The organism is Streptomyces sp. JLSY215 (genome assembly GCF_059682825.1).
On the sequence record NZ_CM185022.1, the window covers coordinates 9,166,699 to 9,192,857 of the forward strand.

Below are 26,159 nucleotides of genomic sequence, written 5' to 3' on the forward strand. Positions count from 1 at the left end.
GCCGTCGGTGCTCGTCGGCGCGGCCGTGCGGAACGGTCCTGCCGGCCGGCCCGTGCGGATGTCCAGGCGACGACTCTCGCTCCCGCGGCAACCATCGCTCCTCCCCGGACAGGCCGACGGTGCCGGCCTGAGCCCCGAGTCGCGAGTCGCTGTACCAGAGCCCGTCATGGCCTTGCCGGGACGACCACAGGTCTTGCCCGACGCCGTATCAACGGCGTGACCACAGCCTCCTTCCGCAAGCCGACGGTGTCCGGCCAATGGACCACGACCACGACCCCGACACCCTCCACCACCTCGTCGGACATAGCCGCCAGTACGTCACGGCCGGGCACTTCCGAGGCCCATCGCTGCTCGCCGGTCTCGATATCGAAGGCCCGCAACCGATCGAAGGCAGCCCTGATGACGAGCCCGTCGTGCAACCAGGTGCCCAGCGCCTCGGCTCCGGCGCGAGCATCGCCCCGAGCCTCCCACGCCGGTTTCAGCGCACGCAGCCGCCGCTTCGCAAGCCACACCGCTCCCGGCACTTTCGTCTCGTGCATGCGTTTCCCCACCCCTGAAGAACCGACACCGAGGGATGCGTAAGGGCGTACCGATCAGCGAAGCACCCATGGCAGGGTCCGCAGACGGCCACCGCTGCGGCACGGGGCAAGGTCAGGCCCCGGACACGGCGGTCACCAGCAGACCGGCCGCAAACTCCTCGACCGAGCGCAGCGGGCGGCCGAGCACGCGCTGAACGCCGTCACCGAGACGAAGACCAGCCACGCCCTCATGGCGATAGTTCGAGTACAGCCCGTGCACACCGTCGATGACCCGCGGCGTGATTCCACGGTCCGCGAGCGCGGCCCGCCAGGCGCCGTCCAGCAAGTCGTCGAGGTACCGCACCGGCCTGCCGAGAACGGCCCCGAAGCGGTCGCAGAGCGCAGCCAGCGTCCGTGTCTGCGGGCCGCCGATCTCGATCTCGCCACCGATCGGACGTACCGCCAGGAGTTCGGCGACCACGACCGCCGCGATATCCCGCACATCCACATAACCCCGGGCACCAGATCCGGCAGGATCGACCAGCACGCCCTTGACGATCGAGGCCCCTGCCGGGAGGAAGTTCCGCAGGAAACGGTCGGGCTGCAGAACGGTCAGTCCTGGGACACCGACCCTTCGCAGCCGCTCGGTGATCGTGTCAGGGCGCCGGTGACGGCGTCCGGGACGATCCCGTTGCCGGTGAAAGCTCAGGCGCCAAGTTGGACGATCCGGCGCGCGCCGGCCTCGATGGCGGCACAATTACGCGCGGGAGGCCGGGATGCGGACGGCGGGTGGCGTTGGGCCACGATCCCCACCGGGCCCATAATGACTGACCGCCCGATCCAAGGGAGACCAAGAATGCCCAACAACTCCGCACGGCTCGAGCCTGATCCGCGGTACGTCACCGTGCGCCCCGTACCGACCGTGCCCCGGCGCCGGCCGGCCCTCGTGCTCGCGCTGCTGATCGCCCTGCTGGTCGTCGGCGTTGCGCCGGCCACGGCGGCAGGTCGCGGTACGGCCGAGGCCGGCCGGGTGACCACCACTACCGCTGCCGTCGCTGCCACGCAGCAGGCCGTGTACCGCCACGGCCCGTACCGCTCGATGCCCTCCAAGACCGTCCTTGCCGGCAAGAAGTCGAAGTCGAAGAAGAGCAACCGCAGGACCGGCACCAAGGGTTTCGTGGGTTTCCTGATCCTTCTGCTGTTCTTCGGTCTGCTTTTCGTGGTTCTGTTGATCTGGGTGGTCGCCCGCACAAAGCGCCGCGCGGCGCTGGAGCAGCGCAACGGGTAGCGCCTGGGCGGTAGCGGTTGTGGACCCCGCGCGGGTATGTCTTCTCAATGAGATTGTGTCCCGAGCTGGGTAGTTAGGCATCTGAACTGTGGTGACGCAGAAACTGAGAAGATGATCAAGAGGGGTCATCCTGCGGCGATGCCGGTGACTGGATGCCGTAGATGGGCTTGACCTGTAAGGACGCAGGGTTTGAGAAAGTGCTGCACTTTTATTGAGACGACCCTATGCACGACGTTGGTTAGGAGTGCAGCGCTGTGAGCGTATTTGGCTGGGCGGTGGCCTGACGGCTGTGCTGTCCGGTACACCGCCGACGCTTGGCAGCGGCTCGCCCCGATGGCCGGCTCCGCCCCACAAGGGCAGCGCCCAGCGGGATCGCCCCACGTCGTTCAGGACGGCGCCGCCCACCAGACGCAGGTGCTGAACCTGACCGATGCCGAAGCCGTCGCGTGGGCCTCGGATGGCACACAGCAGTTCCCTGCGGTAGGAGATCGCCGCACCGGACAGCGGCTTTTCTCCCCATCCGCAGATCGGGATTCGCGCCCCGTGACCGTTGCCCGACACCTCCACCGCATCCCTGAGCCGGACCATGCTGGGCGTTCCGCACGGTCCCCGTCACACCACAGGCAAGCCATGGACAGATCGAATGCGCGCTCTTCAGCCAAGGCGGCGTCGAGTGCCACTCTTCAACCCCTGCGGCCCTCCGCGTCTCCACCAGCGCTGCGCTCCACCCGGTCCAGCGCACGCGCCAGCCCCCCGGCGACAACGGCGACGGCGACTCCGACCGCAGCACGCACATCGCTACCGCCAGCCCAGTCATCTCCTACGTAAGCGAGGGCCCAGAGGGCCAGGAAGACGGCGGAGACAGAGCCCCAACGAGCGGCGGACCGGATGCCACGAAGTATCCGGCGGAGTGCGACAGCGGACGTCACCGCGAAGAAGGCGGCGAGTGCCACCACGGCGGCCAGCACACCGAAGGATGCGGATCCGGTGCGCGCAGACCACGGGAGGAGGGCCGCCACCAACGAGGTGGCCACCGCCCAGAGCAGGGTGATCGCGCCGAGGGACCAGGCGCCTCGCCGCAGGGCCCTCGGGTCGGGCGGAGGCGGCGCCGCATCGCCGCGAGGCGCGGAATGATCTCGCTCGCCGCGTTCCACGACGAGGCGCCGGATCCCGCTCGCCGCCAGTGCGCCGGCGACCAAGCCCGCCACAAGCCAGGGCCAGCCGCTCGCGTCGCCCGCCACCACGGCATGGCCGCCACCGGCAGCCAGCCCGATCCCAGACATCATCCCCAACGGCGCGAGCACCACCCAGGATTCGGAACTCCGCATGCATCCCCCCCGCACCAAAGACCGCTACGACGAGTGTGCTGCGCCGGTACGACCTCGTCCAGACTTCCTATGCGACGCATCCGCCCGCTCTTCCGCAACGACGCCCTCGCCGGCGGAACGTACGACATTGACGGCGCCCAACAGCTCATCTCCCACTGACTATCAGGGGGCGCATCCCAGGATCCCAGGGGCGGCTGTCGCATTCGGGGCGTGTGTCGAGTGGCTGGTCGCAGCCATTCGCTGAGGACCGCGACGGGACGGTCGCTGTGACGGCGCCCGGCTGGTTCCGGTCCAGGGGCCGGAAGGTGTCCGGACGAGGAACATCCCGTGAAGTCAGGGAAGTTATGTCAGTGACAGTGGGCACACTGAGAGCAAGCTGACGTGTGAGCCCGGGGGAGTGCGATGGACATCAGGTTCGAGCTGATCGGTCCGGACAGCCGGCAGGAGCTGCGGTCGCTCTACACCTGGCTGTGTGACGACCGTTCGCTGCGCGGCCGGATCCCGATCGAGCCGGTGCGCGGACCGGTCAGGCCGGACGAGATGGGCGGCGACCTGGAGGCCGTACTCGCGCTGGTGTCCACGCTCGCGGCGCTGGCGCAGCTGCCGTTCTCCTACGCTGCTTGGCGGGACGGGCGCAGGCCTCGGTCCCAGGTCATCATCCAGGTCGTGGGCGCCATGCCCGGGGAGCTGGAAGCGGTCCGGGATGCCTTCCCGGACGTCTCGGTGCGGCCGGTCGCCGGGGAGGGGCAAGAGCCGGAGCCGGGTCCAGGTACGGAGCAGGAGGCGGGGAGGTGACCGTCGACGCGACGACGGAGGGCACGGGCACCGAGGACGCGTTTGGGATCGACGCCGCGCGCTCGGCCTGTGTCCTCATTGGCGTCGACCATTACTCCGAACTCGAACCGCTGCGCAGCGTACGGCACAACCTCACCGAACTGGCTGCCGCGCTGAGCGACGAAGCGATCCTGGGTATCCCCGCGGAGCGGATCACAACGGTCCGGAACCCGGAGTCCGCGGCCGCTCTTGTCGGCCCGATCCGCGCGGCTGCCCGGGTGGCCGCCGACACCCTGATCGTCTACTACGCGGGGCACGGCCTGCTGGACCGCGTGGAGGAGGAGCTCTACCTCGCCCTCCCCGACTCCGTCGAGGACCAGCCCGAGACGGCCGTCAGCGACGCCTACATCCGCCGGGCCATGCGCGATCACGGCTCCGCCGAGCGCCGGGTCCTCCTGCTGGACTGCTGCTACAGCGGCCGGGTCCTCAAGGGCGGCATGTCCGTCGCGGACCGTGGCGTGCGGGCATCGGGGAAGACGCTGAAGGGCGTGCGCGGCACCTATACGATGACGTCCACGTCAGCGGACCGTAAGTCCCATGCTCCCGACCCCCGCCGGTGTACGGCATTCACCGGTGAATTCGTGGGCGTACTGCGCGAGGGTGTGCCCGACGGGCCCGAGCTGCTGGGGCTGCACGCGATCTTTGAGGCGGTCCGGGACCGGATGGCCGAGCGCCGGTTGCCGCAGCCGCAGGAGCCCCAGGACCGGGACGAGGGCGGGGTCGGCCTCCTGCCGTTCATCCGCAATCTGGCGGTGGTGCCGCCCCCGAGAGTCACGGACCCGCCTGTTGCGCCGCGCGTGCGCATCCCGCGCCGCGCGCTGGCGACAGGCGCCCTGGTGCTCGGCCTGGTGGCAGGACTCGCCGCACCGCCCGTATGGCAGTGGGTGCGAGAACTCCATCCCCGCCTGCCGGGCGGCGCCTGCTCGCCGCGGGCCACCCTGCTGAGCTACTCCGACGCGCTCGACAAGCAGCAGGCGTCGGGCGAGACCATCGGCGGCCTCTCCGCGCTCGCGCTCACCGGGCCCGGCCGGGCCCTGGCCCTGACGGACAATCAGACGGGGCGGGTTTTCCCGCTGCGCCTCGGTTCACCGGACAAGCTCCGCCCTGAGGCTCTGACCGCCAAGACGCTGCGCACCCAGAGCGGCACCAAACCCTCCGAGTGGTTCGACGGTGAGGGCCTGGTCGTCGAGCGCGGCGGAAAGACGATCCTGGTCGCCTCGGAGTCCGGGCCCGCCATCCGCCGCTTCAAGATGGCCACGGGCACACAGGTGGGCCCCGACCTGCCCATTCCGCCCGAGTTCCGGACCAGCCCGCAGGGCCAGGGACAGGCCGGGCGAACGATCGAGTCGCTGACCGTCTCCCCGGACGGGAGGTATCTCTACGCCGCGATGGAAGGCGCGTTGGCCAAGGACGGTGACTCCCGCGGCCGCAACATGCTCCGCATCCAGCGCTACGTCGGCACCCCGGGCGGCGCCTACCGCCTCGACCGGCAGTACGCGTACCAGGCCAAGGAGGGCATGTACCTCGCTGAACTGGTCGCGTCCGCCGACGACCGGCTGCTCGCCCTGGAACGGCAGTACGTGGACGGCGTCGGCAACGCGATCCGGGTCTACGACGTCCCCCTCAAAGGCGCCCAGCCCGTGGACGCGCGCAAGGCACTCTACGACCAGCCGGCCGATGTGTTCGTCGAGCACAGCCTGCTCTTCGACCTCGGTCAGTGCCCTGCCGGTGACCCCGGTGTCGTCCCCACCCACTCGGGACGGCTCGTCAGTCCGCTGCTGGAGAATGTCGAGGGAATGGCCCTCGGCGCGCCGTGGACCACCGGCCCGCACAAGGGCCAACGTCCGCTGTACCTCGTGTCGGACGACAACACCAACAGCGAACAGACCACCCGTCTCTACGCGTTGAGCGTGCAGCTCCCCTGAGGTGCCCAGGCAACCCGGTCCGGGCCGGTCCGATGGGTGCGGTGCGACCGGGTGTGCCAGGTGCAAGATGGAGGGGCTGTCGGAGTGCCTGCCATGGTTCGGCCTGGCATGACCGTGTAGCGGCTTGGAGATCATCCCGGGCGGTCTGTGGAACGTCGAGTCCGGCCTCCGCGGCCTCGCCGGCCGCGTCGGCGCCCTCCACACCTAAGCCGCGCCGCACCCCCCGGCCGCGCGGGAGATCAAGGCATACGCCCCGCACTGCCGGGTGGCCCGGGTGGTCCAGAACTTGCCTGCCGGGCCAAGTCCGACAGGGGGTCTTCTGGGTGATCAGCAGGTGCGGGTTGGTTGTGTTCAGCCAGCGGTTGCGGCGGTAGTCGAGCCAGTCCAGCACAGCACGGCGGGTGAGGTCGTCAAAGGAGGGAGAGGATGGAGGCCTCATCCTCTGGCTTCCGCCGCAATCCAGTTCTGCCAGACGTGGATCGTGTTCGGTACTTCGGGGCGATCGAGGAGCCAAAGAACATAGCCGGCATGCTGCCGTGCCCATGGGTCGTCAGACCCAGCGGCAGCTTCCAGCCTGCCGCGCAGATCCTCGCTGTCGACGGCTCGAGCAACGCGCAGGTACTCGCGATCCTTGCAGCGGTAGGCCCTCTGAACCACGATCTCGACCAGGTCGGTGAGCTTCGTCCTGACCGTTTCGCCATGGCCGGCGACCGCCACGTCCCGTATGAGGCTCTGTTTCGTGCCCCACTTCTTGGCGTGCCGGGTCCACTCCTGCGATGTACGGCGGCCTGAACCACGGCCGGATCGACGTCGATCGGCTGCGCAGACGGTGCGGACAGGGGGCTTTCACAGCTTCTGCTCAAGCTGCTGCGTCATCGGCACCAGCCCGGATGCCTCATAGAAAGACCTGGCTGGTGTGTTGAAGCACCACACGTTTGTGATCAGCCGTCGGCAGCCGGCTTCACGGCCGATCTCGTGCACTGCCTCAAGGAGTGCAGTCCCGACCCCACCACGTGAGGCGTCAGGATCCACGGCCAGCTGCTGCAGCATCACGACCGAATGCCTTAAGGCCGACCAGAACACCCGCCGCTGCTTCCCCGTCTACTGGAAGCCCAACGGCGGCTCCGGCGACCCACAGCTGGACTGGTTCCAGAAGTACCCGGTCACCTCTGTCTCGACCACCGACCCCCACGGCGGGTCCGTCGCCGTCCAGCACACCTACACCTACTCAGGCGGAGGAGCCTGGCACTACAACGACGACCCCCTCACCCCCGCCAAAGAACGCACCTGGTCCCTCTGGCGAGGCTACGCAAAGGTCACCCACCTCACCGGCGACCCCGTCGGCACCCAGTCCAAAACCGTCACCGCCTACATGCGCGGCATGAACGGCGACCGCCTCCTCGCCGCCGACGGCAAGACCCTCGACCCCGACAAGCGCCGCACCGCCACCGTCACCGGCATCAAAGCCCCCGACATCACCGACAGCGAGCAGTACGCCGGCCTCACCCGCGAAACCGCTACCTACGACAACACCGCATACACCTCCGGCACCGTCAACGACCCCTGGTCCAAGCGCACAGCTACCCAGCACAAGTCCTACGCCGACACCGAGGCCTACTTCACCCGCACCGCCGCCACCCACGCCCGCACCGCCATCACCAGCGGCATCACCCCCACCGACCGCGTACGCACCACCGCCACCACCTACGACGACCTCGGCATGACCCAGACCGTCGAAGACCGCGGCGACGATGCCAAAACCGGCGACGAAACCTGCACCCGCACCTGGTACGCACGCAACGACGACGGACTGACCTCCCTCATCTCCCGCACCCGCACCACAGCCAAAACCTGCACCACCACCGACGCCGACCTTGACCTCCCGCTAGACAGCAGCAGGCCAGGCGATGTCATCTCCGACACCGCCACCGCCTACGACACCACCTCCTGGTCGGCCAACCAGAAACCCACCAAGGGCGACGCCCAGTGGACAGGCCGCGCAAAGGGCTACGACTCGGCCAACGCCCCCCTCTGGCAGAAGACCGTCACCACCGACTACGACACCCTCGGCCGCCCCACCCTCGTCAAGGACGCCCAGGACCACACCACCACCACGACCTACACCCCCACCGGCAGCGGCCCCCTGCTCTCCACGGTCGCCGGCGACGCCAAGGGCTACGAGACCACCACCGCCCTCGACCCGGGCACCGGCTTCCCCCTCAAAGCGTCCGACCCTAACGGCAAGATCACCGAGACCGAGTACGACTCCCTCGGCCGCATCACCAAGGTCTGGCTCCCCAACCGCTCACGCCTCGCCCAGAAGACCCCGAACTACGTATACGGCTACCACCTCGCCAGCAACGATTTGCCCTGGATCTCCACGGGCGCACTGCGCGGTGACGGAAATGGCTACAACACCACCTACGAAATCTACGACTCCCTCCTGCGTACCCGCCAGACGCAGACCCCCTCACCCGCTGGCGGCCGCCTGATCGCCCTCACTCTCTACGACTCCCGCGGACTGGCCTCCAGCGCACAGTCGGACATCTGGGACGAGAAGAACGAACCCTCCGGTACACCGGTGCAGACGGAAGGCAGCCAGGCACCCACCCAGACCGACACCACCTACGACGGCGCCGAACGCCCCGTCAAAACTGTCACTCGCAACTACGGCGTAGCCCGCTGGACCACCGAATCCACCTACACCGGCGACACCACCTCCACCACCGCACCCACCGGCGGCCAGGCCACCACCACGAACACCGACGCACGCGGCCAGACCACCCAGCGCATCGACTACGCAGGGCCCAAGCCGACCGGAACCGACTACATCACCACCAACTACACCTACACCCTGAGCGGACTGCCCAAAACAGTCACCGGCCCTGTCTCAGAGGCCGACCCGGCCAAGGCGACGTGGACCTACACCTACGACCTGTTTGGCCGTCAAACCGAAGCAGTCGACCCCGACAAGGGCAAGACCAGCACCACCTACGACGAACTCGACCAGCCCACCCGCACACAGGACGCCGAGAACCGGACCCTGATCTCTGACTACGACGAACTCGGACGCGAAACCGGCACCTGGCAGAACACCAAAACCGACGCCAATAAACTCACCGCCTGGACCTTCGACACCGCAGCCAAGGGCCAGCCGGACACGTCCATCCGGTACGAGGGCGGCACCACCGGCAAGGCCTACACCCAGAAGGTCACCCACTACAACAGCCTGTACCAGCCCACCGAGAACCAGCTCACCCTGCCGGACGACGATCCCCTGGTAAAGGCAGGCGTCCCCAAGACCCTGACCACCACCACCGGCTACCGCCTCGACGGAACCATCAGCCAGGCATCCCACCCCGCCGCAGCCGGCCTTCCAGCCGAGACCGTCTCCTACACCTACAACACCGCCAGCCAACAGCTCAGCTCCCAAGGCGCCACCGGCTACCTGCAAGGCGCCGACTACGCCCCCACAGGCGACCTGCGCCAGCTCACTCTGGGCACCGCCGCCGGCACCTCAGCTAAGAAGGCGTACCTCAGCTACGACTACGAGCCCGGCACCCGACGACTGACCCGCTCCTACGTCACCGACGACGTCCACGCGTACATGCTGCAGGAGCTCAAATACCGCCAGGACGATGCCGGAAACGTCATCTCCATCTCCGACGCCACCACCCTCGGCGGCACAGGCAAGAGCGACAACCAGTGCTTCACCTACGACGGCTACCGCCGCCTCACCGAAGCCTGGACACCGAAAACGGACGACTGCGCCACCACGACACGCACCACCACCAATCTCGCCGGCGCCGCCCCATACTGGACCAGCTACACCTACAACACGGCAGGCCAACGAAAGCAACAGGTCCAGCACGCAGCCTCGGGCGACACCACAACCACATACACCTACGGCACAACAAGCCAACAGCCCCACCCCCTGGCGAGCACCGAGACCAAAGGCAAAGCCCAGAACTACAAGTACGACAAAACCGGCAACGCCACCAGCCGCCCCGGCACCAGCGCTGACCAGACTCTCCAGTGGAACAGCGAAAGCCAACTCTCGTCCCTCAGGGAACCCGCCACCACTAACACTCCTGCCGTCGCGACCGGCTACCTCTACGATGCGGACGGACAACTCCTCGTCCGCCGAGCAAGCTCCGACGGCGAGACTGTCCTCTACCTCGGCGACACCGAAGTACGCCTTACGGCAAAGGGCACCGTCAAGACCCTCTCAGGCCTCCGGTACTACACCGCCGCAGGCAAAGCCATCGCCGTCCGCGCAGCGACCAGCGGAACCAGCGAAACAAAACTGACATTCCTCGCCAGCGACCATCACGGCACCTCGAGTCTGGCAATCGATGCCAGAACCCTTGACTACACCAAGCGCTACACAACGCCTTTCGGATCCCCCCGCGGGACCAAGTCGACTAACTGGCCTGACGATAAAGCGTTCCTCGGAAAACCCGCAGACGACGCCACCGGCCTTACCCACGTCGGCGCCCGCGAATACGACCCAACCACAGCTACTTTCCTCAGCGTCGACCCGCTTCTTGAGACCGACAAGTCCCAGACGCTCAACGGATACAGCTACGCCGCCAACAACCCCGTCACGTTCTCCGATCCCAGCGGAAAGGGAGTTGCCTGCGGTGGCTACGGCGACTCAGCAGGCTGCCCACACCGGCCTGACGGTCCACGAGGAGGCGAAGGGTCTCACCACACAGTTAGCCGCGGCGGGCCCGCCCCCGCGCGCAGCTACAGCGGAACAGCACACACCAGCAGCGCCGGCCACACCAGCGATGGAGGTGGCTCCAGTTGGATACCTCGGTGGATTAAGGGGCCCGCAGACACCGTCCTCAACGTCGGTGCTTCTCTGTTCAACCCGGATGTCATCGTAGGGGCCGGCGAGACAGCTCTGGGTGTCTTCATGATCGGAGTTGGCTCAGCCGGAGACGCCGCAGGCGGCCTCGTATGTGCGACCGTTATTGGCTGCCCAGCGGGCGCAACAGTGATCGTGGCGAGTACCGGGCTGGTCGTGGGTGGTGCCTTCACGGCCGGAGACGGAGTCGGGCGGCTCGGCAAGGGGCTCGGCCGCGCTCTGTCAGAAGCGCGCGAGAGCTCAGCAAGCGCTCCTAAGACGTCATCTCATTTGGCTGACTCGGTAGGGTGTCGGTCGTGGTGGGGATCGTTGAGCGGCTGGTGCCGGACGAGTTGTGGGAGTTGTTCCAGCGGGTGGTGCCTGAGGTCCCCTCGCGGCCTCAGGGTGGTGGCCGGCGCCGTCATGGTGACCGGGAGGTGTTGGCTGCGATCGTGTTCGTGGCCACGTCAGGCTGCACGTGGCAGCAGTTGCCGTCGGCGTCGTTCGGACCGTCGGGGGCGACAGCTCACCGGCGGTTCTCCGAGTGGACGAAGGCCAGGGTGTGGGCCAAGCTCCACCGTGTGGTCCTCGACGAGCTCGGCGCGCGTGGCGAGTTGGACTGGTCCCGCTGTGCGATCGACTCGGTGAACATGCGGGCCCTGAAAAGGGGGACCTGACAGGTCCGAATCCTGTCGACCGGGGCAAGTACGGCTCGAAGATTCACTTGATCACGGAGCGGACAGGTCTGCCCCTGTCCGTCGGAATCTCCGGGGCGAATCTCCACGACAGCCAAGCCTTGATTCCCCTGGTCAAGGGCATACCACCAATCCGCTCCCGCCGCGGACGACGGCGACGCCGACCGGGAAAGCTCCACGCCGACAAGGGATACGACTACTCCCACCTGCGGCGATGGTTACGCGGGCGTGGCATCACCCACCGCATCGCCCGCAAGGGCATTGAGACCTCCCAGCGACTGGGCCGACACCGCTGGACCATCGAACGCACCATGTCCTGGCTCGCCGGCTGCCGCCGCCTCCACCGACGCTACGAACGCAAAGCCGAGCACTTCCTCGCCTTCGCTGGCATCGCCTGCACCCTCATCTGTTATCGCAGACTCACCAATTGAGACGACTTCTAAGCCGGGCCCCGGCGGAGGGCTTCCGGCCTCTGGGAAGATGAACCCTGACAATATCCGTTATACCCAAGACAGCATCAAAAGGAGTTATAAAGACGGCAGGACGCTTGACGATACCGTGAAGGAACTGAAGTCCGGCGATTCTGTAGCTGAGGACGTCCCGCCCATTAGGGTCTTCCGGCGAGACGGGAAGATCTACTCGCTTGACAATAGGCGCCTGTATGCCTTCAAGGAAGCAGGTATTCCTGTAAGGTTTACACGTGCGACGCCCAGAGAGGTCGAGCGAGAGAGCTGGAAGTTCACGACGGAGAACGACGGTATATCGATTAGGGTGAGGTAGTGGAGCTCTGGGAGAAGGCGGCTAAGGTCGAAAGCAAGCGCGACCTGGTGACATTCCTTTCGGCCGCTGTAAAAGATCTCGAGGAAAACCCAGAAGCATGGGAAAATTCTGACCTAGTCAGTTTTTTGGAGGGCATGGCGGCATGGGTTGAGGCTTCGGCGTCTTGGTACGGCCGAAGCGGCCGTCCAGAGCCCCCCGCAGAAGCGTGGGCGACGGTTGCCAATGCTGTCATGGCAGCTTCGATGTACGAGTAAGAGAGTAACTGACGCCCCTAACGGCCGCCTCAGCGTGATTCGAAATAGAGAACGACTCACTCGCATCACGCGCCAGTGAGTGTGATGAACACGCTGTGGTGGCCGCGCAGCTCACGTGCATGTGAGTGTTCAAGGGGCGAGTCGGGCTTGCAACTTCTTCGCAGGCGGGTCCTTGTGTCCTGGTCAATGGCCACGGGAAGGTCGATGGCAGCAGTGTCGGCGGATGTGCGAGTGCGCGCGTGACGTGCAGGGATGAACCAGGCTCTGCGGCACGCCCCGCATCGCCTCGCTCATCGCGCTCGGCGTGGACGAAGCGGAATGCACCCAAGCGCTGGACAAGGCCGAGCAGGTTATGGTGACGGACCTCACGGCACTCACCACAGTGCCGGCGTGAACGTCTAACGCGGACGGCTGAAGTGACGGGACGCCAGGCACCACGAAGCCACCCACGGGATCCCCATGTTCCCGGGCATCCGCCGGATCGTTTCCCGGACGCGGGCAACGGGAGCCGCCGCGCTTCCATTCATCCTCGGTCATGGCCGTGAAGTCCGGCATCGCCGAGGGGCCGTTTTGGATGAAATCCGCCCAGTTCCGCTCGACCGCGGTGACGTGCTTGATCAGGCCGCCCAGGCAGAGCTCACTGGCGGTGGTCCGCAGCCCGGCCTGCTCGTCGGTGAGGTCGCGGGTGGTGAAGCGCAGGAAGTGCCGGTGCTTGGTCAGCATCTCCAGCAGTTCGGCGCGTTCACCGGTGACGCCCGGGGCGCCGGCCAGGTCGCGGGTGGTCGGCTCGTTAACGGTCATGGTCTTTGCCTTCCGGTGTTCTTGTTTCATCGGTCAAGGACCACGCTATGAGCTCTTGCGGTCAGTTGCTGTCCTACATGCGGGAGGGCCGAGGGCAGGTCGCAGCGAAGGCCAACTTCCGGCATCCGCACCGCCGCAGGCCGCTGCCCGGATCGCCGACGGTGGTCCAGGGCGCAGCGAAGGCCGGCGGTCATGGTCGCCCCGGCCGGCTTGCACGGCGCGGCGGCGGCAAGGAGGTTTTCTTCCGGCTTTGTCTGGTGCACCCTGAGATCACGATCGTGTGGGCCGACCCCGCTACGCCGGCAAGCTCGCCGACCGGGCGAAGAAGCACCTCGACCTCGCCATCGAGCCGGTCTGCCGCCCCGAAGACGCCTCCGGCTTCGTCGTCCTGCGCCGCCGCTGGGTCGTCGAGAGGTCGCTCGCGTGGATGATGCACGCGCGCTGCCACGTGAGGGGCTACGAACGGCTCATCCAGCGCTCCGAGACCGTGATCACCTGGGCCGCCGTCACTCTCATGACCTGGCGACTCGCGCGGAAGGGCGCCACCCCCAGCTGGCCTAGGAGGTCGGCGCTGGCCGTGATCTGACGGCGTTTGTTCGGTTACGGGCCTGTGGGGAAGCAGACTCTGGAGTGAAGGCGAAGGGGGCGGCCCGGGGGAGTGGCGGTTCCAGCAACTCGTCCACCGGTACGTCACTCCAGTCGATGGACGTGGTCTCGGTGTTGTCATGCGGACGGGCGTTGAGGTCGTACATGGCAATAGGGCGGCCGGGGCGGTGGATGTGCAGGGTCAGCTCCGCGCCTTCGTCGTTCAGGTCTTCACCACTCATGCAGCGGGGTCGGGAGTCGTTGGGGCCGGGGCCGGGGTCGGGGTGGGGGCCGGGGTCGAGGGCAGTGGCGAGGTGCGTGCGGATGTCGGCGACGGAGGCGAACAGGTCGAGGGCGTCCTCCCATTCGTTGTTGTTGATCCAGTAGGCGCTGCGCAGCAGTGCGAAGGCGTGGCGGGGATGGCTCCTGTTGCTCTGAGGTTTTTTGGTGGGCGGAGCGTGAAGGTGGGAGAGGGCGGAGCGGCGCAATCGTCGTCGGGGGCGTGTCGTTGGGCTTCCCGGTAGGCGGCGATGGCGGCGTCGCGGTTGTCCGTCCAGGTGAGGGCATGGCCAGGTAGAGCGGCATGAGGGCGTCGTGGGGGTCCGCGTCAAGGGCCGCTTCTGTGGTACGGATGGCTTCCTCGGCGAGCGGACGGCTGACGCCGTCGCTGTCGTGCTTTTCCAACCCGTTGAGCAGGGTTCCGTCGTCATCGTTGAAATCGCAGCACACGTCGGACAGCGCCACGTGCCGAAGTGCGAAGGTCGAGGCCACCGCACGCAGGATCGCGAGGGTGACTTCGGTCTCGGTGTCTTCGTGTGGTCCCTGCTCGGCCTGGTCGCAGTGGTGGCGAGCCTGTGCCATCAGATCGGAGATCGTCGGTTTGTGGCTGAACTGCCGCAGCAGGAACTCGCATGCGGCGAGCGACCGTCCGGCCTGCAGCAGGTGGATGCGCGGATCTTGTGCGGGCATGGGCGTGAGTCTGCCGTCGAGCGGTAGTGATGTCCGGTGAACGCTACGACGTGGTGTCCTGGTTATCGAGCCGCTGGGAGGGAAAACACGCACGGCGCCGGAGTCCGGGAAGGGGCTGTAGATGTTCGCTGCTTCGGGGCAGTCCGGGTGCCGCGGCGTGGGAAGTGTTCACGGGATGCGGCGGCGTGGGAATTGTTCGCGGGATGCGGCAGCACCGGGTGCCGGTGTTCAGTGGCGGTAGGCGGTTGTCGCGATCTCGACGAAGGATCGGATCAACGGGCTGGTGTCACCTTCGTTCCACGCCGCCACCACTTGGCTCGGCGGCATGCCGGTCAGCGGTAGGGCGGCCAGCTCCGGGGGCAGGTCGACTCCGAGCGGGGCCAGGCCGACCGTGCCGTTCCACAGCACGGCCTGCAGGCATTCCTGGACGGCGCGCACGATGGGGCCCTCGCGCGGCGTGCCGCCGTTCCAGTACGACTGCCAGATGGGGTCGGTGCCGTGCGGGAACTGGAACCAGCGGCGGTCGCTCAGCTCGGCCGGCCGCAGCCGGTCGCGGCGGGCCAGCGGATCGTCGGCGCGCAGGACCACGCCGACCGGATCGGATCGCAGGGCACGCACCGTCAGGGCGGTCTCGTCGAACGGCGCCCGGGTGAGGGCGACGTCGACCAGTCCGGCGCGCAGCCCGCAGGTCGGGTCGGTCAGGTCGGTGTTGCGGATGCGGATGTCGATGCCGGGGTGGTGTCGGCGGTAGGCGGCGGCCAGCCTGGACACCCCCGGGTCGGTGCCGTCGCCCAGGATGCCGACGGTCAGGGTTGCGGCGCCGGCCGCCGCGCTGACGCGTACACGGACGCGGTCGGCATGGTCGAGCAGGGCTCGCGCCTCGTCGAGCAGCACCGTGCCCACCGGCGTGAGGGTGACGCCGGTGGGTGAGCGGGCGAAGAGCAGGGCCCCGACGTCGGCCTCCAGCTGCTTGATCGCCCGGCTCAGCGGCGGCTGACTCATGTGCAGTCGGGTGGCGGCCCGGCCGAAGTGGAGTTCCTCGGCGACCGCCACGAAGTAGCGCAAGGTCCGTAGCTCCACGCTGCCACGATACCCACGGGGTATCGGCGCTGCGGGACGGGTCTTGGACACCGGAGGGGGCCCGGCGGTGCACTGGTGAGCATGACCGAAGAAGCGAAGACCAGCGAGCCGCAGGCCGCCCCCGCCGTATCGGTGGTGGGTCCCGGCGACGGTGAGACGATCGTTCTGGGCACCACGCGCATGCGGGTTCTGGAGGACGGCAGCCACACCGGGCACCGCCTCGCCATCGCCGAGTCCGTCCTCGCCCCGCACACCCAGGGACCGCCGCAGCACCGCCACGCCCGACACGACGAGGGCTTCTACGTCCTGTCCGGCACCGTGCGGTTCACGGTCGGGGACGAGGACCACGACGCCACCGCGGGCACGCTGGTGATGGTGCCGCCAGGTACCCCGCACACCTTCGCCAACCTGACCGATCAACCCGCCGTCATGCTCAGCACATTCACCCCCGACCTGTACGTGCAGTACTTCCGGGACCTCCAGGAAGTCTTCGCCGGCGGCCGGCCGCTGACGCGGCAGGCCAACATCGATGCGATGAGCCGCTACGCGACCGAGCCCGCCACCGACCTCGCCTGAAGCCGACGGGACGCAGCGGCCCGGCCCCTTCTTCCGACCGGCGAGGACGCGGCGCTGCCGTCCCGCCGGTCCTGGGACGACGGCCGTCGGGGACGGCGCGCTCGGCTTCTGGAAGGCCCGGGCCGAGGTGTTCCCCGATACCCGCGAACAAGAATGCCGGGTTCACAAACCGCAGATGTTCTCGATTCGCTGCCGAAGTCGGCCCAGCCCACGGCCAGGCGCGCGATCCAGGACATCTGCAACGCCGAGGACAGGGACCAGGCCCGCGAAGCCGTCGCCGCGTTCACCGGGCAGTACAAAGCGAAATGCCCCAAGGCCGTCAAGAAGATCACGGACGACGAGGACGAGTTGCCGGCGTTCTTCGCCTTCCTGCCGAGCATTGGGTCGATCTGCGGACCACGCATCCCATCGAGTCGTCCTTCGCCACCGTGCGGCTGCGGACCAAGGTGACCATGGCCGGTCCGGCAGCCCGGCAGTCCGGCAGCTGGGCCGCCGGGCAGGCCATGGTTTCAAGCTGGTCGAGTCCGGCCAGGGCCACTGGCGGGCCGTGAACGCAGCTCACCTCGTCGCTCTGGCCGGTGCCGGGCCCGCTTCGAACGCGGCGACCTCGTCGAACGCCCCGGGACCCTCGTCGAACGCCCCAGGACCCTCGGGGCGTGAGCAGCCTCGGTCGATCCCCACACGACGCGGGGACTTCAGGCATCCGTGCGCCGTATGTGCAGGTGGCCGGCGCGGGGGAAGGAGGGCGGCGCCGCGGGCAGGACGCTGTCGAAGTCGTACCGGCTCTTGTGCGCAACCCGGCACGATGCCGGGTTGTCCACCTGGTGAAGGAGTTCGAGACGCTCCAGCCCGTCGGCTTCGAAGGCCTCGAAGGCCCAGCTGGTGAGTGCTTCCAGAGCGCGGGGGGCCACTGCCCGCCCGCGAGCGTGCGCCGCGGTCCAGTAGCCCACCTCGGCCGCCGGTTTGCCGGAGGTGACTTCCTTGAGGACCACGTTGCCCACCAACTGTGCGTGAACCGGACCGGGTTGTGCCTCAAGGACGGCGAAGCCGAAGCAGTTTCCCGCTGCCCAGCTCCGCTGCTGGGCCTGCACCCACCGTGCCCCGTCAGCATCGTTGTCCACGACAGAACTCGGCCCCTGGCGCACTGCGGGATCCCGGCGCACCTCCACCCATGCGGCAACGTGCTCCATGCGCCAGGGGCGAAGAACGAGAGCGGGAGAGGCGGGCGTCGCTGCCACCCGAAGTACGACAGGGGCATTCACCAACCGATCGTATGCGGCGGCGTTTTCACCCGACGCCGGCCGCGTCCGGCCCATGCCGCCTTGCGTCCGCCCTGTCATTGCTGTGTCCGCACGCGCAGAGCCTGGACGGACCAGTCGAACACCGGAGCCAGACTCTCCGGGGCCGGCCAGCCGTTGACCACTGCGAGCAGCTGGAGGTACCGCTCCCTGCGGGGGTCGTTCACGCTCTCCAGCCGGGTCGCCAACCGGCGGCGGAGCCCGGCGTCGTCGGGGCGGCCGAGGACGTGCGCGTAGTGCGCCGTGAACGCCGCGACGATCGGATCGGCCTGGGACGAGGCCGGGTCGATGCCGGCGGTCAGGGCCGGGCCGGCCTGGTCACGGACGACTGCGGCAATGTCGCGGCGCGGGCCCATCGTCTTACTTCGGGCCTGCTCGGCCGCCTGGTCCTCGGCCATCCGCCGCACGACGGCGCGGAAATCCGGATCCAGGGTCATCTCGGCCAACTCCACCCACGCCTGGACCTGCTTTGCCTCCGGGTTGTCGGGCAACTCGGGGGTCATCGAGCGCATGACCCCCGCGAATGCGGGGGCGGCGTCAAGACCGCCGAAGACGACGTCGAGGAAATCGCCGATCAGACGTCGGCGTTCGTCCTCGGAGAGCTGGGCCAACCGGTGCATGAGTTCCGTCTCCTCAGGTGTGCACCCGCGCTCGGCCACCACCGTCAGCACCGCGCGTCGCAGGCGCAGGACGCGGATCTGCACCGCCAGTGCTTCGGCGTGCGCCGCGGCGACCTCGGGAAGCGAGAGCTCGCGGTCGGCGACCTTGCGGATCGTGGGAAGGTCCAGTCCCAGCTCGCGCAAGGTCCGCACGAGGTCCAGGCGTGCGACGGCATCGATGCTGTAGAGGCGGTAGCCGGCCGGGCTGCGGTCCGTCGGCGCCACGATTCCGAGATCGGAGTAGAACCGAATGGTCTTGACCGTAAGACCGGTCCGCCGAGCGAGCTCGCCGATCGAGTAGAGCGTGTCGCCGTCCATGCCCCCACCTTGGTGTCTCCCCCTACTGGAGACTCAAGTCCCTGTGCCTGCCAGCAGCCAACCACTCCTCATCCACAAGTCTTGACAGTTCCTCATGCAGGTGGGGCGGGATAAGCGCGGCAGCTGGCAGCTGGCAAGGTGGCAGGTTGCTGTCGCAGAGACAGAGAGCGCAAATGTCACAGTGTTCACTCCTACTGAAGTGAGTGGCATCGCAAGCAGGCTGCGATCCCCGTACAGCCGCAGGATCCGACCTCGAGGCTGGCTCCATCCGCGAGCTCGCCGCGGTTCACCCGTGCCCTGTGTGTGCAGCCGCGCAGCGCCACGTCACTGATGACGACGTGGCCATGGTGGCGCAGCATCTTGGTACGGAGCAGGGCGCCCGGGACGAGGGGTGAGGGGGAGGGCGCGGGCCGAGCGAGCCCGCGCAGCCGACACCGCTCGCAAGGCGGCAGAAGCCTTCCGTGCCCGCAGGCCGGGCAAGGTGGCACAGCACAGGCAACTGCGGTGGCTTCCGATGGTCCGGGAAGTCAAACCCGGCGACCGCTACCGGGTCCACTGCGCCTTTCCCACGCCGGACGGCATCCGCCTGCTGTACCGGCCCCGCCCAATGCGACCGCCCTCTGGCGGTGACCTCGCAGTTGTTCCCGCACCACGTTATCGGCGTGGCGAGCACGGCCACGACAACTCACAGGACACCCGGGCCCGGGCCCGCACTGAACGAGCCCGGGCGAACAATCGAAGCCACGACTGCGCCCCCACGTCTTTGAAACAAAGGCCATAGCGCAAGACTGACAACGAATCATGCCCGCATAGGCCGAGAGTGTGCACACCGAGCGACCGAAGACCGCTGCAGGCGGGTGCTACCGGGCACTGGAGGAGGGCATGGGCGTGGTTGATCATGCTGCCCTGCCCTGCCCTGCCCTGTACGGGAGGTCCGCCCGTCGCTGCGCCACAGCCGCCGTCCGGCGCGTGCCTGCCGCCCGCCGCTCGCGGGCCGATGGACTCGGTCGCACCATGCGTGCCGACACCGTGTGCGCCACACGCGAGCTGTCCGGTGACGACCGCCTCGCCGCGGTGGGTCATCATCCTCGACTCGTTGGTCAGGCGGAGCTCGGTCCGACGGCCGCGGCCAGTTCCCGCACCCCGGCCACCCGGCAGTGCCGCGAGCGCAGATCACGGACGATCTTCCGGATTGCCGGCCGGTCGCGGACCTCGCCCGGTGACACGCGCAGGCGGACAGCAGCTCAGCGGCCGTGACACCCCCGCCCGGGAACGACGGGGATGCCGCGGCAGTCTCTACTTGAACCAGTAGCGGACGCCGTGGTGGTGCGAGCACGTTCCGCTGGAGTGCCGCGAGTACGAGTGGGTGGCATCCTTGCACCGCGCGGTCTCGTACTTGTCCACCGGCTTCTTCCCGACCTTCCAGCCGCACGAGCCGACCGTGTGGTGCACGCAACGATGCGCGGTGTTGGTACGGGGAAGAGTCGTCGACGCGGAGGCCGTACCGGCAGCACCCAGGGCCAGAGCGGCGGCAACCACGACGGTCGCGAGACGGGTCTTCAAAAGCCCTCCAGGCTTTGACCGATGATCAGCCGGGACAATACACAAAGTGTTGAAGTGGCGTAACGCGCCATCCAGTCACACCGGGAAGGGCCGCGGCCACGAGGCCCCGACCACCACCTTGCAGCGGGTGTCTGGTCCAAGACTCCAGGCAGGCCCAGACAGACGGCCGGACGACCACTAAAATCACCAACAGCCAAGGACACGCCCATGGGAATCGCCCACCGCGCCTACCGGGCCACCCGTCGCTCCTCCCACCGGTCCACTCGCCGCGCCCACTACGCCCGTCAGCGCGGTTTGCGCGCCGCTTCCTCTTCCTACGCTCCGACCGGTCCCACCGCCGCCGAGCGCCGCGCAGCCGAGCACGACGTCGCCCGCGAGACCGAGCGGGCGCTGACCCAGGTGCATGCGAACGAGCCGGCCCCGGCCACACAGCGCGTCCCGGCAGAGCCGGAGGAGGATACCGAGGCGTGGCGTGGATGCGCCGTCAGCTCCGCAAGCAGGCGTACCAGGGCATCTCCTGGCTGAACTTCCCCCATCGCGCCGCCGTGCGCCGCCAGGTCGAGGAAGCCATCCCCGCCGCGGTCCATGAGGAGGCCAGGCAGCGAGCAGCGCAATACGCCCTTTCACTGGCCGAGGCCCGCGACCAATGGGAACGGCTGCTGCAGGGAGAGACGGTCACGGTGACCGATGCGCTCCAGAAGGCAGCATGCGCCCTTCCGCACCCGGCGTCCGTCGTCACCGTCACACGGGACCCAGCTTCCGCGAAAATTACATTCCCGCCACTGTCAGCCATGCCCGAGCGCAAGCCGGCGACCACAGCGGCCGGGCAACGGACCGCCCACAAGCGCACCAAGAGCGAGCGCAACGACCTGTACGTACGGGCGATGGCCCCCACGGTCCTGACCACCGCGAAAGCCGCCTTCGCCACCGCCCCAAGCCTGGACGAGGCCAAGATCATGGTGTGCCGCCGTGACCCCGAGGCCTACACCCCCGACGACCACCACGCGGCGATACACGCCAGTCGCTTCCCCCGCTCACACACCGCCGGCCACGGTGGCTCCGATCCGGTCGCCGAGATCCTCAGCGCACCCGGAGCACAGCTCCAGCGCCACGGCCGGTCCGGTGACATCACGCCCATCAACGCCAAGTTCGTCTGACCGGGCGCAGCCGCGCCACAAGTAACCACCGCAGGCCGCCCCACGACCCCGGGGTGCCGCCTCCAAAACTCTGACGCAAGAAGGCGACCGCCCCGAGCCGATCGAGCCGCTGCTCCAGATGGCAAAAACTCCCCAGACGACTGCCACTTCGCCCACGCACTTCCACCAGCGCGAGCAGGACACACGAGCGTTGCCCGCGCCACACCCTAGGCTTCCGCCCATGACTGTGGTCGTTGTCCCCACACCCGGCCGCCCCGAGAAACGGCCACTGTTCACCGACCAGGCACAAGCCGTCGAGCGGCTGGCACGGCATCTGCGGCGTGCCGGAACCCGCGGGCTGTACGTGGCAGCGACAGGGACAGGCAAGACGCTCGTATCAACCCGGGTCGCGGACGCACTAGACGCCCGCCTGGTGCTGTTCGTCGTACCCACCCTGGATCTGGCCGCCCAGACAGCGCTGGCATGGCGCCGGGACGGCCACGGCGAGCACATGGTCATCGTCTCCTCGATGGACGCCGCCGGCCGAGAGGACCTGGCCGCAGCGCAAGTCGGCTCGACCAGCAACGCCCCCGCGCTCGCGGCACTTTTGTCGGTGGTGGGGGAGGGGACTGACCAGATCCCCGCGGTGACAGTGATCTGCACCTACGACTCCCTCGACAAGATCGAACAGACCCAAAGCACGAAGTACCAGGTCCCACCATTCGACCTCGCCATCATGGACGAGGCACACCGGATCGCAGGCCGGGCCGACAAGAAATGGGCCATCGCCAACGACGCCCAGCGCATCCAGGCAAACCGCCGCCTCTACATGACCGCCACCCCACGGATCTTCGGCTCACCAGAACTGGCGGACTCCGCCGACACCACCCACTCACGCCGCCGACGCCCCACCGGCCCCCAGACGGACACGGACCCCTTCGCCAACTCCATGGACAACGAGGCCGTCTACGGCAAGAAAATCTTCGAATATCCACTCGCGACCGCAGTCGCCGACGGCCGGGCAGCCGACTACCGCATCGTCGTCCCCACCCTCACCGACGCCACCCTACGCACCAGCCTGAACCTGCCGGCCCCCAACACCACCGGCGACACCCACAACCAACCCAAGGGATACAACGCGCTGCGCACCACCGCCTTGCACGTGGCCATCCTGCGCGCCATGACCGAGCACCGACTCCAGCGGGTACTGGTCTACTTCAACCTCGTCGCCGACGCCCACCGCTTCGCCCGCGAACTGCCCCACACCCTGCGCCAACTCCGCCGCACCGCACCCGAACTGTGCCCGGACATCAACCCGCAAACGTTCTTCACCCACGGCGAGCACACCCCCGCCCAGCGCGCCGACATCTTCAACGACTTCGCCACCGCCCCATGCGCAATCATGACCAACGCACGCCTCATCTCCGAAGGCGTCGACATCCCCAACGTCGACGCAGTCGCCTTCGCCGACCCCACCCGCAGCGTCATCCGCTGCGTCCAGGCCCTCGGCCGCGCCCTACGCCTGGACGTCTCCGGCAAAACAGCCAGCCTCATCGTCCCCGTCTACATCCCGCCCAACGCCGCCCCCCAGGACATCCTCGGCACCGCCTACGAACCGGTCTGGGCAATCGCCACCGCGCTGGCCAGCCACGACCACCGCATCCTGGAACGCCTCCCCGACAAAGCCAACCGCCTACCCAAAGAAACCAGCGACATCATCGAACGCCGCTGGCACTTCGACTTCACCGTCCACCCCGAACGCATCGCCCGCGCCATGGACCTCGCCGCCTTCGACCCCCGCGACGCGGCCGTCACCCGCTCCCGCCGCCTCGGCCTCGCCTCCGCCCAGGCATTCCACGACACCTACGGCCACCTCGACGTCCCCACCGACCACACCGACCCCACCGGCTACACACTGGGCACCTTCATCACCACCATGCGCGACGCCGCAACAGCCGGCCGCCTGGAAGCCGACTGGACCGCCGAACTCGACGCCCTCGGCATGATCTGGGACAAGCACGACGCCGCCTGGCGCGCCCGCCTCACCGCAGCCGCCGACTACCAGCGCGCCCACGGACACCTCGCAGCACCCGCCACCACCCCCCTCGGCGCCTGGCTCGCCGAACAACGACACCTCGCGGCAAAACACCAACTGCCCCCGGCCAGGGCCACCGACCTGACCACGATCAACACCGACTGGCGTCTCCCACACGGCGCCGACTGGCACCGCAAATACCACCTGCTCCACGCCCACCTCACCGCCGGCCACGACCCAGCCACCCTCACCCGCGACACCCAGCTCAGCACAGTCAAGATCGGCTCCTGGCTGCACCGACAGCTCACCGGCTGGCGCACCCTCCATCCCGGCCAGCAACGCCTCCTGTCCAGCCTCGGCCTGACCCCCCGGACCAACCCGCTCGCACCCGCCCGACGCACCCGCCGCACCTTCGAACAGACCGCCCAGATCCTCGAGCAATACCTCCACCGTGAAGGCCGCGCCCCCCACGCACGCGAGGAAATCCTCGTCGACGGCGACACAGTCAGGATCGGCGCCTGGCTCGCCAAAACACGCACCAAGCACCGCGCCGGCCAGCTACCACCCGATCACGCACACCTGATCGCGTCCCTGTTCGACAACGACTGGACCGCCGACAACGCCACTCCCGCCACCCTGACCTGACGCACACGCGCAAACCCCACACCTACCCGCCGCGCCCCCTCACCGGCGAATTGATCGCCGACGCAGCAGGCACCGCGCGACCACGTGGGCGTGTGAGAACACATCCAGCAGAGCTCCGATGTGGCACAGCCACCCGGTACTGCCCCTCAACCAGGGCCGAGGACTCAAGTGATGCCGGCACGGATATGAGCGTTGAGGTAGTGGTCGAAGGGATGAGCTGCCTTGAGAGCGAAGTCGGGCACTGGCTTTTGGAACTCACCGGTGAGAAAACCCGGGTCGGCCGCGTACCAGCGGTCGACTATCGTGGCCTGCTGCTCGATTCCATACGCAGACCACGGCCGGCCGGGGTCACCGCCCGGTTCGTAGGTGCTCTCGAAGACGCCCTGACAGAAGTACGTGGTCGCAGGCCAGCGCATCGCCTGCCATACGTGCGTCAGCTCGTGGATCAACACCTGCCCGCGCTCGGTGTACCTCCCTTGGGAGGCCATCGGGTCATCGAAATGCTCTCCCAGGTTGACCAGGTACGAGCCCCCGAAGCCCGGGACGGTGAACGCCCTGTTGTCCAGCCCGCTGATGTTGGTGAGGATGATCTGCTCACGGCCGGGGAGCGTGTGGCCAAAAACCTTGGCGGCGAATGCCGCCTCCTCCTCGGACAGCGGCCGGTGATCGACCAGGGCCTCGGAGGCAGCACCGGCGGCCAACGCCGGGACGATCGCGGCCGGGCCGAACACAAGGAGCACACCCGAGGCGATCGTTACTCCGACAGGCAGTTGAGGGAACGGCCAAGGCTCCTGCGCGGCCTCTCCAAGCCGGGAGCCGATGACCATCGCCGCGGCCATGCCGCCGGAGCCTGTGACAGCTACGGCGCCAACGAACTGAGCGACGGCCACCGCGATGTCTCCCAGCGTCCCGAGGACTCCGGAGACCTCCCATTCCTTGCGTACCGTGAGCTGAGCGTCCCGAGCGAAGGAAAGCCAGTGCTGACGGACATCCTCATTACGACCGTCCTCCGACCAGCTCTTCTGACGGTCCCCCGGCGTGTCAGTACCGAAGACCCGCCCCTGGTGCACCGCCAGGGCCCGGAACCGTCCTGCGCCACCCACCACCGACGGGTACACAACGAAGGCGAACGACGGGAATCCCGTGGCGCGCATGTGCCCACTCGAGGTGTAGGTGCCGTCGCTTCGCAGGACCATCTCGGCACGCCCACCGAGTGCGGTTTCGGTGGTGACCGGCTCGGCCAGCCGTAGCTCGCTCGGCACTGCATCGAGGCGACGCAGTACGTCTCGTGTGGAAACTGGCCGTCCGGCCCCGAGACTGTCGGCCACCTCGCGGAGGCTGATGACCCGCGGGGGCGCGTAGAGGTGGAACCTGCGGATGCTCTGTGCCAGTGATGTCATGGCGTACTCCTCAATCGGTATGGCCAGCCCGACGAGGCCAGTACCCGGCCGCCTGCCCTGACAGGGCGTGTGAATCTTGCAGAGAAGGGCGCCGAAGCCCCCTCTCCAGCCAGTTGCCAGACTTCCCGTCACGCGTGACTACGTGAGACCCCAATCCCGCAGTTCACCCGCGGAGAGGTGATGTGAACCGCCCATTTCAACGCCTACTCCAACGCTAGCCGGAAACGGACGGGATAGCGGTTTTCGCTATTGCCGGTTCATGGGCACGAGAGCGTGACGGTATTGCTCCACAAGACACCGGTGTGATCATTTTGGTCAGGCCGGCTGTCCGTCGCCGAGATGTGCAATGGAAGACCAGATATGCACGGCATGCTCTGACGCATATGCAGCTCGCCTTGAGCATTAGAGGTTTGCTGGAAATTTCTCTGCGCAAGTGCGTCATCGACCACCCTGACCGTCACGGTGGCTCCGCGGGCGAACCGAACGCCGTCGATGACGAAGACAGCGGAGTCGCCAGACCCTTCAGTCCGCACCGTGATCTCCGGTCTCGAGGGCGTCGGGGGCGTTCCATCCGGAGGATGGTGAGGCTCACCAACGATGTGCAGGCTGTCCAAAAACGC

22 protein-coding genes and 4 pseudogenes are annotated in these 26,159 nt (G+C 67.8%); 13 read left to right on the forward strand and 13 right to left on the reverse strand.

The annotated features are described in order from the left end of the window. Positions 1-164 precede the first annotated feature (164 nt). Positions 165-539 carry a hypothetical protein gene (locus AC5677_RS40665; protein WP_497192869.1) on the reverse strand — a complete coding sequence of 125 codons (375 nt, stop codon included), beginning with the start codon at positions 537-539 and terminating at the stop codon, positions 165-167. A 112-nt stretch (positions 540-651) separates the two neighbouring features. Next, positions 652-1,065, reverse strand: a complete 414-nt coding sequence (locus AC5677_RS40670; protein WP_497192870.1) for a Rossmann-fold NAD(P)-binding domain-containing protein — start codon at positions 1,063-1,065, stop codon at positions 652-654. A gap of 309 nt (positions 1,066-1,374) precedes the next feature. Here AC5677_RS40670 and AC5677_RS40675 point away from each other — a divergent pair, with 309 nt between their 5' ends. Then, positions 1,375-1,806: a hypothetical protein gene (locus AC5677_RS40675; protein ID WP_497192871.1), complete on the forward strand. Its 432-nt coding sequence runs from the start codon at positions 1,375-1,377 to the stop codon at positions 1,804-1,806. A 683-nt stretch (positions 1,807-2,489) separates the two neighbouring features. Here the strand turns inward: AC5677_RS40675 and AC5677_RS40680 are convergent. Next, positions 2,490-3,134: a hypothetical protein gene (locus AC5677_RS40680; protein ID WP_497192872.1), complete on the reverse strand. Its 645-nt coding sequence runs from the start codon at positions 3,132-3,134 to the stop codon at positions 2,490-2,492. A gap of 402 nt (positions 3,135-3,536) precedes the next feature. Between AC5677_RS40680 and AC5677_RS40685 the strand changes: the two genes are divergently transcribed. Next, positions 3,537-3,929 carry an effector-associated constant component EACC1 gene (locus AC5677_RS40685; RefSeq protein ID WP_497192873.1) on the forward strand — a complete coding sequence of 131 codons (393 nt, stop codon included), beginning with the start codon at positions 3,537-3,539 and terminating at the stop codon, positions 3,927-3,929. Beyond that, positions 3,926-5,893, forward strand: a complete 1,968-nt coding sequence (locus tag AC5677_RS40690; RefSeq protein ID WP_497192874.1) for a caspase, EACC1-associated type — start codon at positions 3,926-3,928, stop codon at positions 5,891-5,893. The genes AC5677_RS40685 and AC5677_RS40690 overlap by 4 nt, the downstream gene beginning before the upstream one ends. A gap of 435 nt (positions 5,894-6,328) precedes the next feature. On the opposite strand, the gene AC5677_RS40695 is transcribed toward AC5677_RS40690, so the two are convergent. Both AC5677_RS40695 and AC5677_RS40700 read right to left on the reverse strand, forming a co-directional pair. Beyond that, on the reverse strand, positions 6,329-6,610 hold the full coding sequence (locus tag AC5677_RS40695) for a hypothetical protein (protein ID WP_497192875.1): 282 nt from the start codon (positions 6,608-6,610) through the stop codon (positions 6,329-6,331). A 129-nt stretch (positions 6,611-6,739) separates the two neighbouring features. Next, positions 6,740-6,943, reverse strand: coding sequence for a GNAT family N-acetyltransferase (locus AC5677_RS40700; RefSeq protein WP_497192876.1), 204 nt, complete (start codon positions 6,941-6,943; stop codon positions 6,740-6,742). 16 nt (positions 6,944-6,959) lie between these two features. On the opposite strand from AC5677_RS40700, the pseudogene AC5677_RS40705 reads away from it, so the two are divergent. The 4 genes and pseudogenes from AC5677_RS40705 to AC5677_RS40720 form a co-directional block, all read left to right on the forward strand. Beyond that, positions 6,960-10,541, forward strand: a pseudogene (locus AC5677_RS40705) (RHS repeat-associated core domain-containing protein); the annotation flags it as partial. A gap of 530 nt (positions 10,542-11,071) precedes the next feature. Next, positions 11,072-11,871, forward strand: a protein-coding gene (locus tag AC5677_RS40710) for an IS5 family transposase (RefSeq protein WP_497196915.1) whose coding sequence is annotated in 2 segments (ribosomal slippage) — positions 11,072-11,407 and positions 11,410-11,871 — 798 coding nt in all. Because the reading frame shifts where the segments join, the coding sequence is not laid out codon by codon here. A 49-nt stretch (positions 11,872-11,920) separates the two neighbouring features. Continuing rightward, a complete protein-coding gene (locus AC5677_RS40715) occupies positions 11,921-12,220 on the forward strand; it encodes a hypothetical protein (RefSeq protein ID WP_497192877.1) in 300 nt (99 codons plus the stop codon). Then, positions 12,220-12,474 carry a DUF7660 family protein gene (locus AC5677_RS40720; protein WP_497192878.1) on the forward strand — a complete coding sequence of 85 codons (255 nt, stop codon included), beginning with the start codon at positions 12,220-12,222 and terminating at the stop codon, positions 12,472-12,474. Before AC5677_RS40715 ends, AC5677_RS40720 begins: the two co-directional genes overlap by 1 nt. Before the next feature lie 183 nt (positions 12,475-12,657). Here AC5677_RS40720 and AC5677_RS40725 read toward each other — a convergent pair whose 3' ends face one another. Beyond that, the gene (locus AC5677_RS40725; RefSeq protein ID WP_497192879.1) at positions 12,658-13,275 is read right to left on the reverse strand and encodes a mycothiol transferase; all 618 of its coding nucleotides are present in this window, start codon (positions 13,273-13,275) and stop codon (positions 12,658-12,660) included. Positions 13,276-13,464: 189 nt separating this feature from the next. On the opposite strand from AC5677_RS40725, the pseudogene AC5677_RS40730 reads away from it, so the two are divergent. Beyond that, positions 13,465-13,840, forward strand: a pseudogene (locus tag AC5677_RS40730) (IS5-like element IS4811 family transposase); the annotation flags it as partial. On the opposite strand, the gene AC5677_RS40735 reads toward AC5677_RS40730, so the two are convergent. Then, positions 13,833-14,348: a hypothetical protein gene (locus AC5677_RS40735; protein ID WP_497192880.1), complete on the reverse strand. Its 516-nt coding sequence runs from the start codon at positions 14,346-14,348 to the stop codon at positions 13,833-13,835. The pseudogene AC5677_RS40730 and the gene AC5677_RS40735 overlap by 8 nt on opposite strands. A 106-nt stretch (positions 14,349-14,454) precedes the next feature. Between AC5677_RS40735 and AC5677_RS40740 the strand changes: the two genes are divergently transcribed. Beyond that, entirely contained in the window at positions 14,455-14,856 is a 402-nt protein-coding gene (locus tag AC5677_RS40740; protein ID WP_497192881.1) for a hypothetical protein, read from the forward strand. A gap of 201 nt (positions 14,857-15,057) precedes the next feature. Here AC5677_RS40740 and AC5677_RS40745 read toward each other — a convergent pair whose 3' ends face one another. Continuing rightward, positions 15,058-15,909 carry a LysR family transcriptional regulator gene (locus tag AC5677_RS40745; RefSeq protein ID WP_497192882.1) on the reverse strand — a complete coding sequence of 284 codons (852 nt, stop codon included), beginning with the start codon at positions 15,907-15,909 and terminating at the stop codon, positions 15,058-15,060. Positions 15,910-15,990: 81 nt separating this feature from the next. Here AC5677_RS40745 and AC5677_RS40750 point away from each other — a divergent pair, with 81 nt between their 5' ends. Both AC5677_RS40750 and AC5677_RS40755 read left to right on the forward strand, forming a co-directional pair. Next, the gene (locus AC5677_RS40750; protein ID WP_497192883.1) at positions 15,991-16,485 is read left to right on the forward strand and encodes a cupin domain-containing protein; all 495 of its coding nucleotides are present in this window, start codon (positions 15,991-15,993) and stop codon (positions 16,483-16,485) included. Between the two features lie 49 nt (positions 16,486-16,534). Continuing rightward, a pseudogene (locus AC5677_RS40755) lies at positions 16,535-17,145 on the forward strand (transposase); the annotation flags it as partial. 35 nt (positions 17,146-17,180) lie between these two features. Here the strand turns inward: AC5677_RS40755 and AC5677_RS40760 are convergent. From AC5677_RS40760 to AC5677_RS40775, 4 genes and pseudogenes are all read right to left on the reverse strand, one after another. Beyond that, positions 17,181-17,747, reverse strand: coding sequence for a GNAT family N-acetyltransferase (locus AC5677_RS40760; protein WP_497192884.1), 567 nt, complete (start codon positions 17,745-17,747; stop codon positions 17,181-17,183). Positions 17,748-17,821: 74 nt separating this feature from the next. Next, positions 17,822-18,760: a MerR family transcriptional regulator gene (locus AC5677_RS40765; RefSeq protein ID WP_497192885.1), complete on the reverse strand. Its 939-nt coding sequence runs from the start codon at positions 18,758-18,760 to the stop codon at positions 17,822-17,824. Between the two features lie 1,100 nt (positions 18,761-19,860). Then, a pseudogene (locus AC5677_RS40770) lies at positions 19,861-20,012 on the reverse strand (transcriptional regulator); the annotation flags it as partial. Between the two features lie 44 nt (positions 20,013-20,056). Beyond that, entirely contained in the window at positions 20,057-20,323 is a 267-nt protein-coding gene (locus AC5677_RS40775; RefSeq protein ID WP_497192886.1) for a DUF3761 domain-containing protein, read from the reverse strand. Positions 20,324-20,799: 476 nt separating this feature from the next. Here AC5677_RS40775 and AC5677_RS40780 point away from each other — a divergent pair, with 476 nt between their 5' ends. Next, a complete protein-coding gene (locus AC5677_RS40780; RefSeq protein WP_497192887.1) occupies positions 20,800-21,480 on the forward strand; it encodes a hypothetical protein in 681 nt (226 codons plus the stop codon). Between the two features lie 220 nt (positions 21,481-21,700). Next, positions 21,701-24,139 (forward strand): helicase associated domain-containing protein, encoded by a 2,439-nt coding sequence (locus AC5677_RS40785; protein ID WP_497192888.1) that lies wholly within the window; start codon positions 21,701-21,703, stop codon positions 24,137-24,139. Positions 24,140-24,303: 164 nt separating this feature from the next. Here AC5677_RS40785 and AC5677_RS40790 read toward each other — a convergent pair whose 3' ends face one another. Next, the gene (locus AC5677_RS40790) at positions 24,304-25,539 is read right to left on the reverse strand and encodes a hypothetical protein (protein WP_497192889.1); all 1,236 of its coding nucleotides are present in this window, start codon (positions 25,537-25,539) and stop codon (positions 24,304-24,306) included. Positions 25,540-26,159 lie beyond the last annotated feature (620 nt).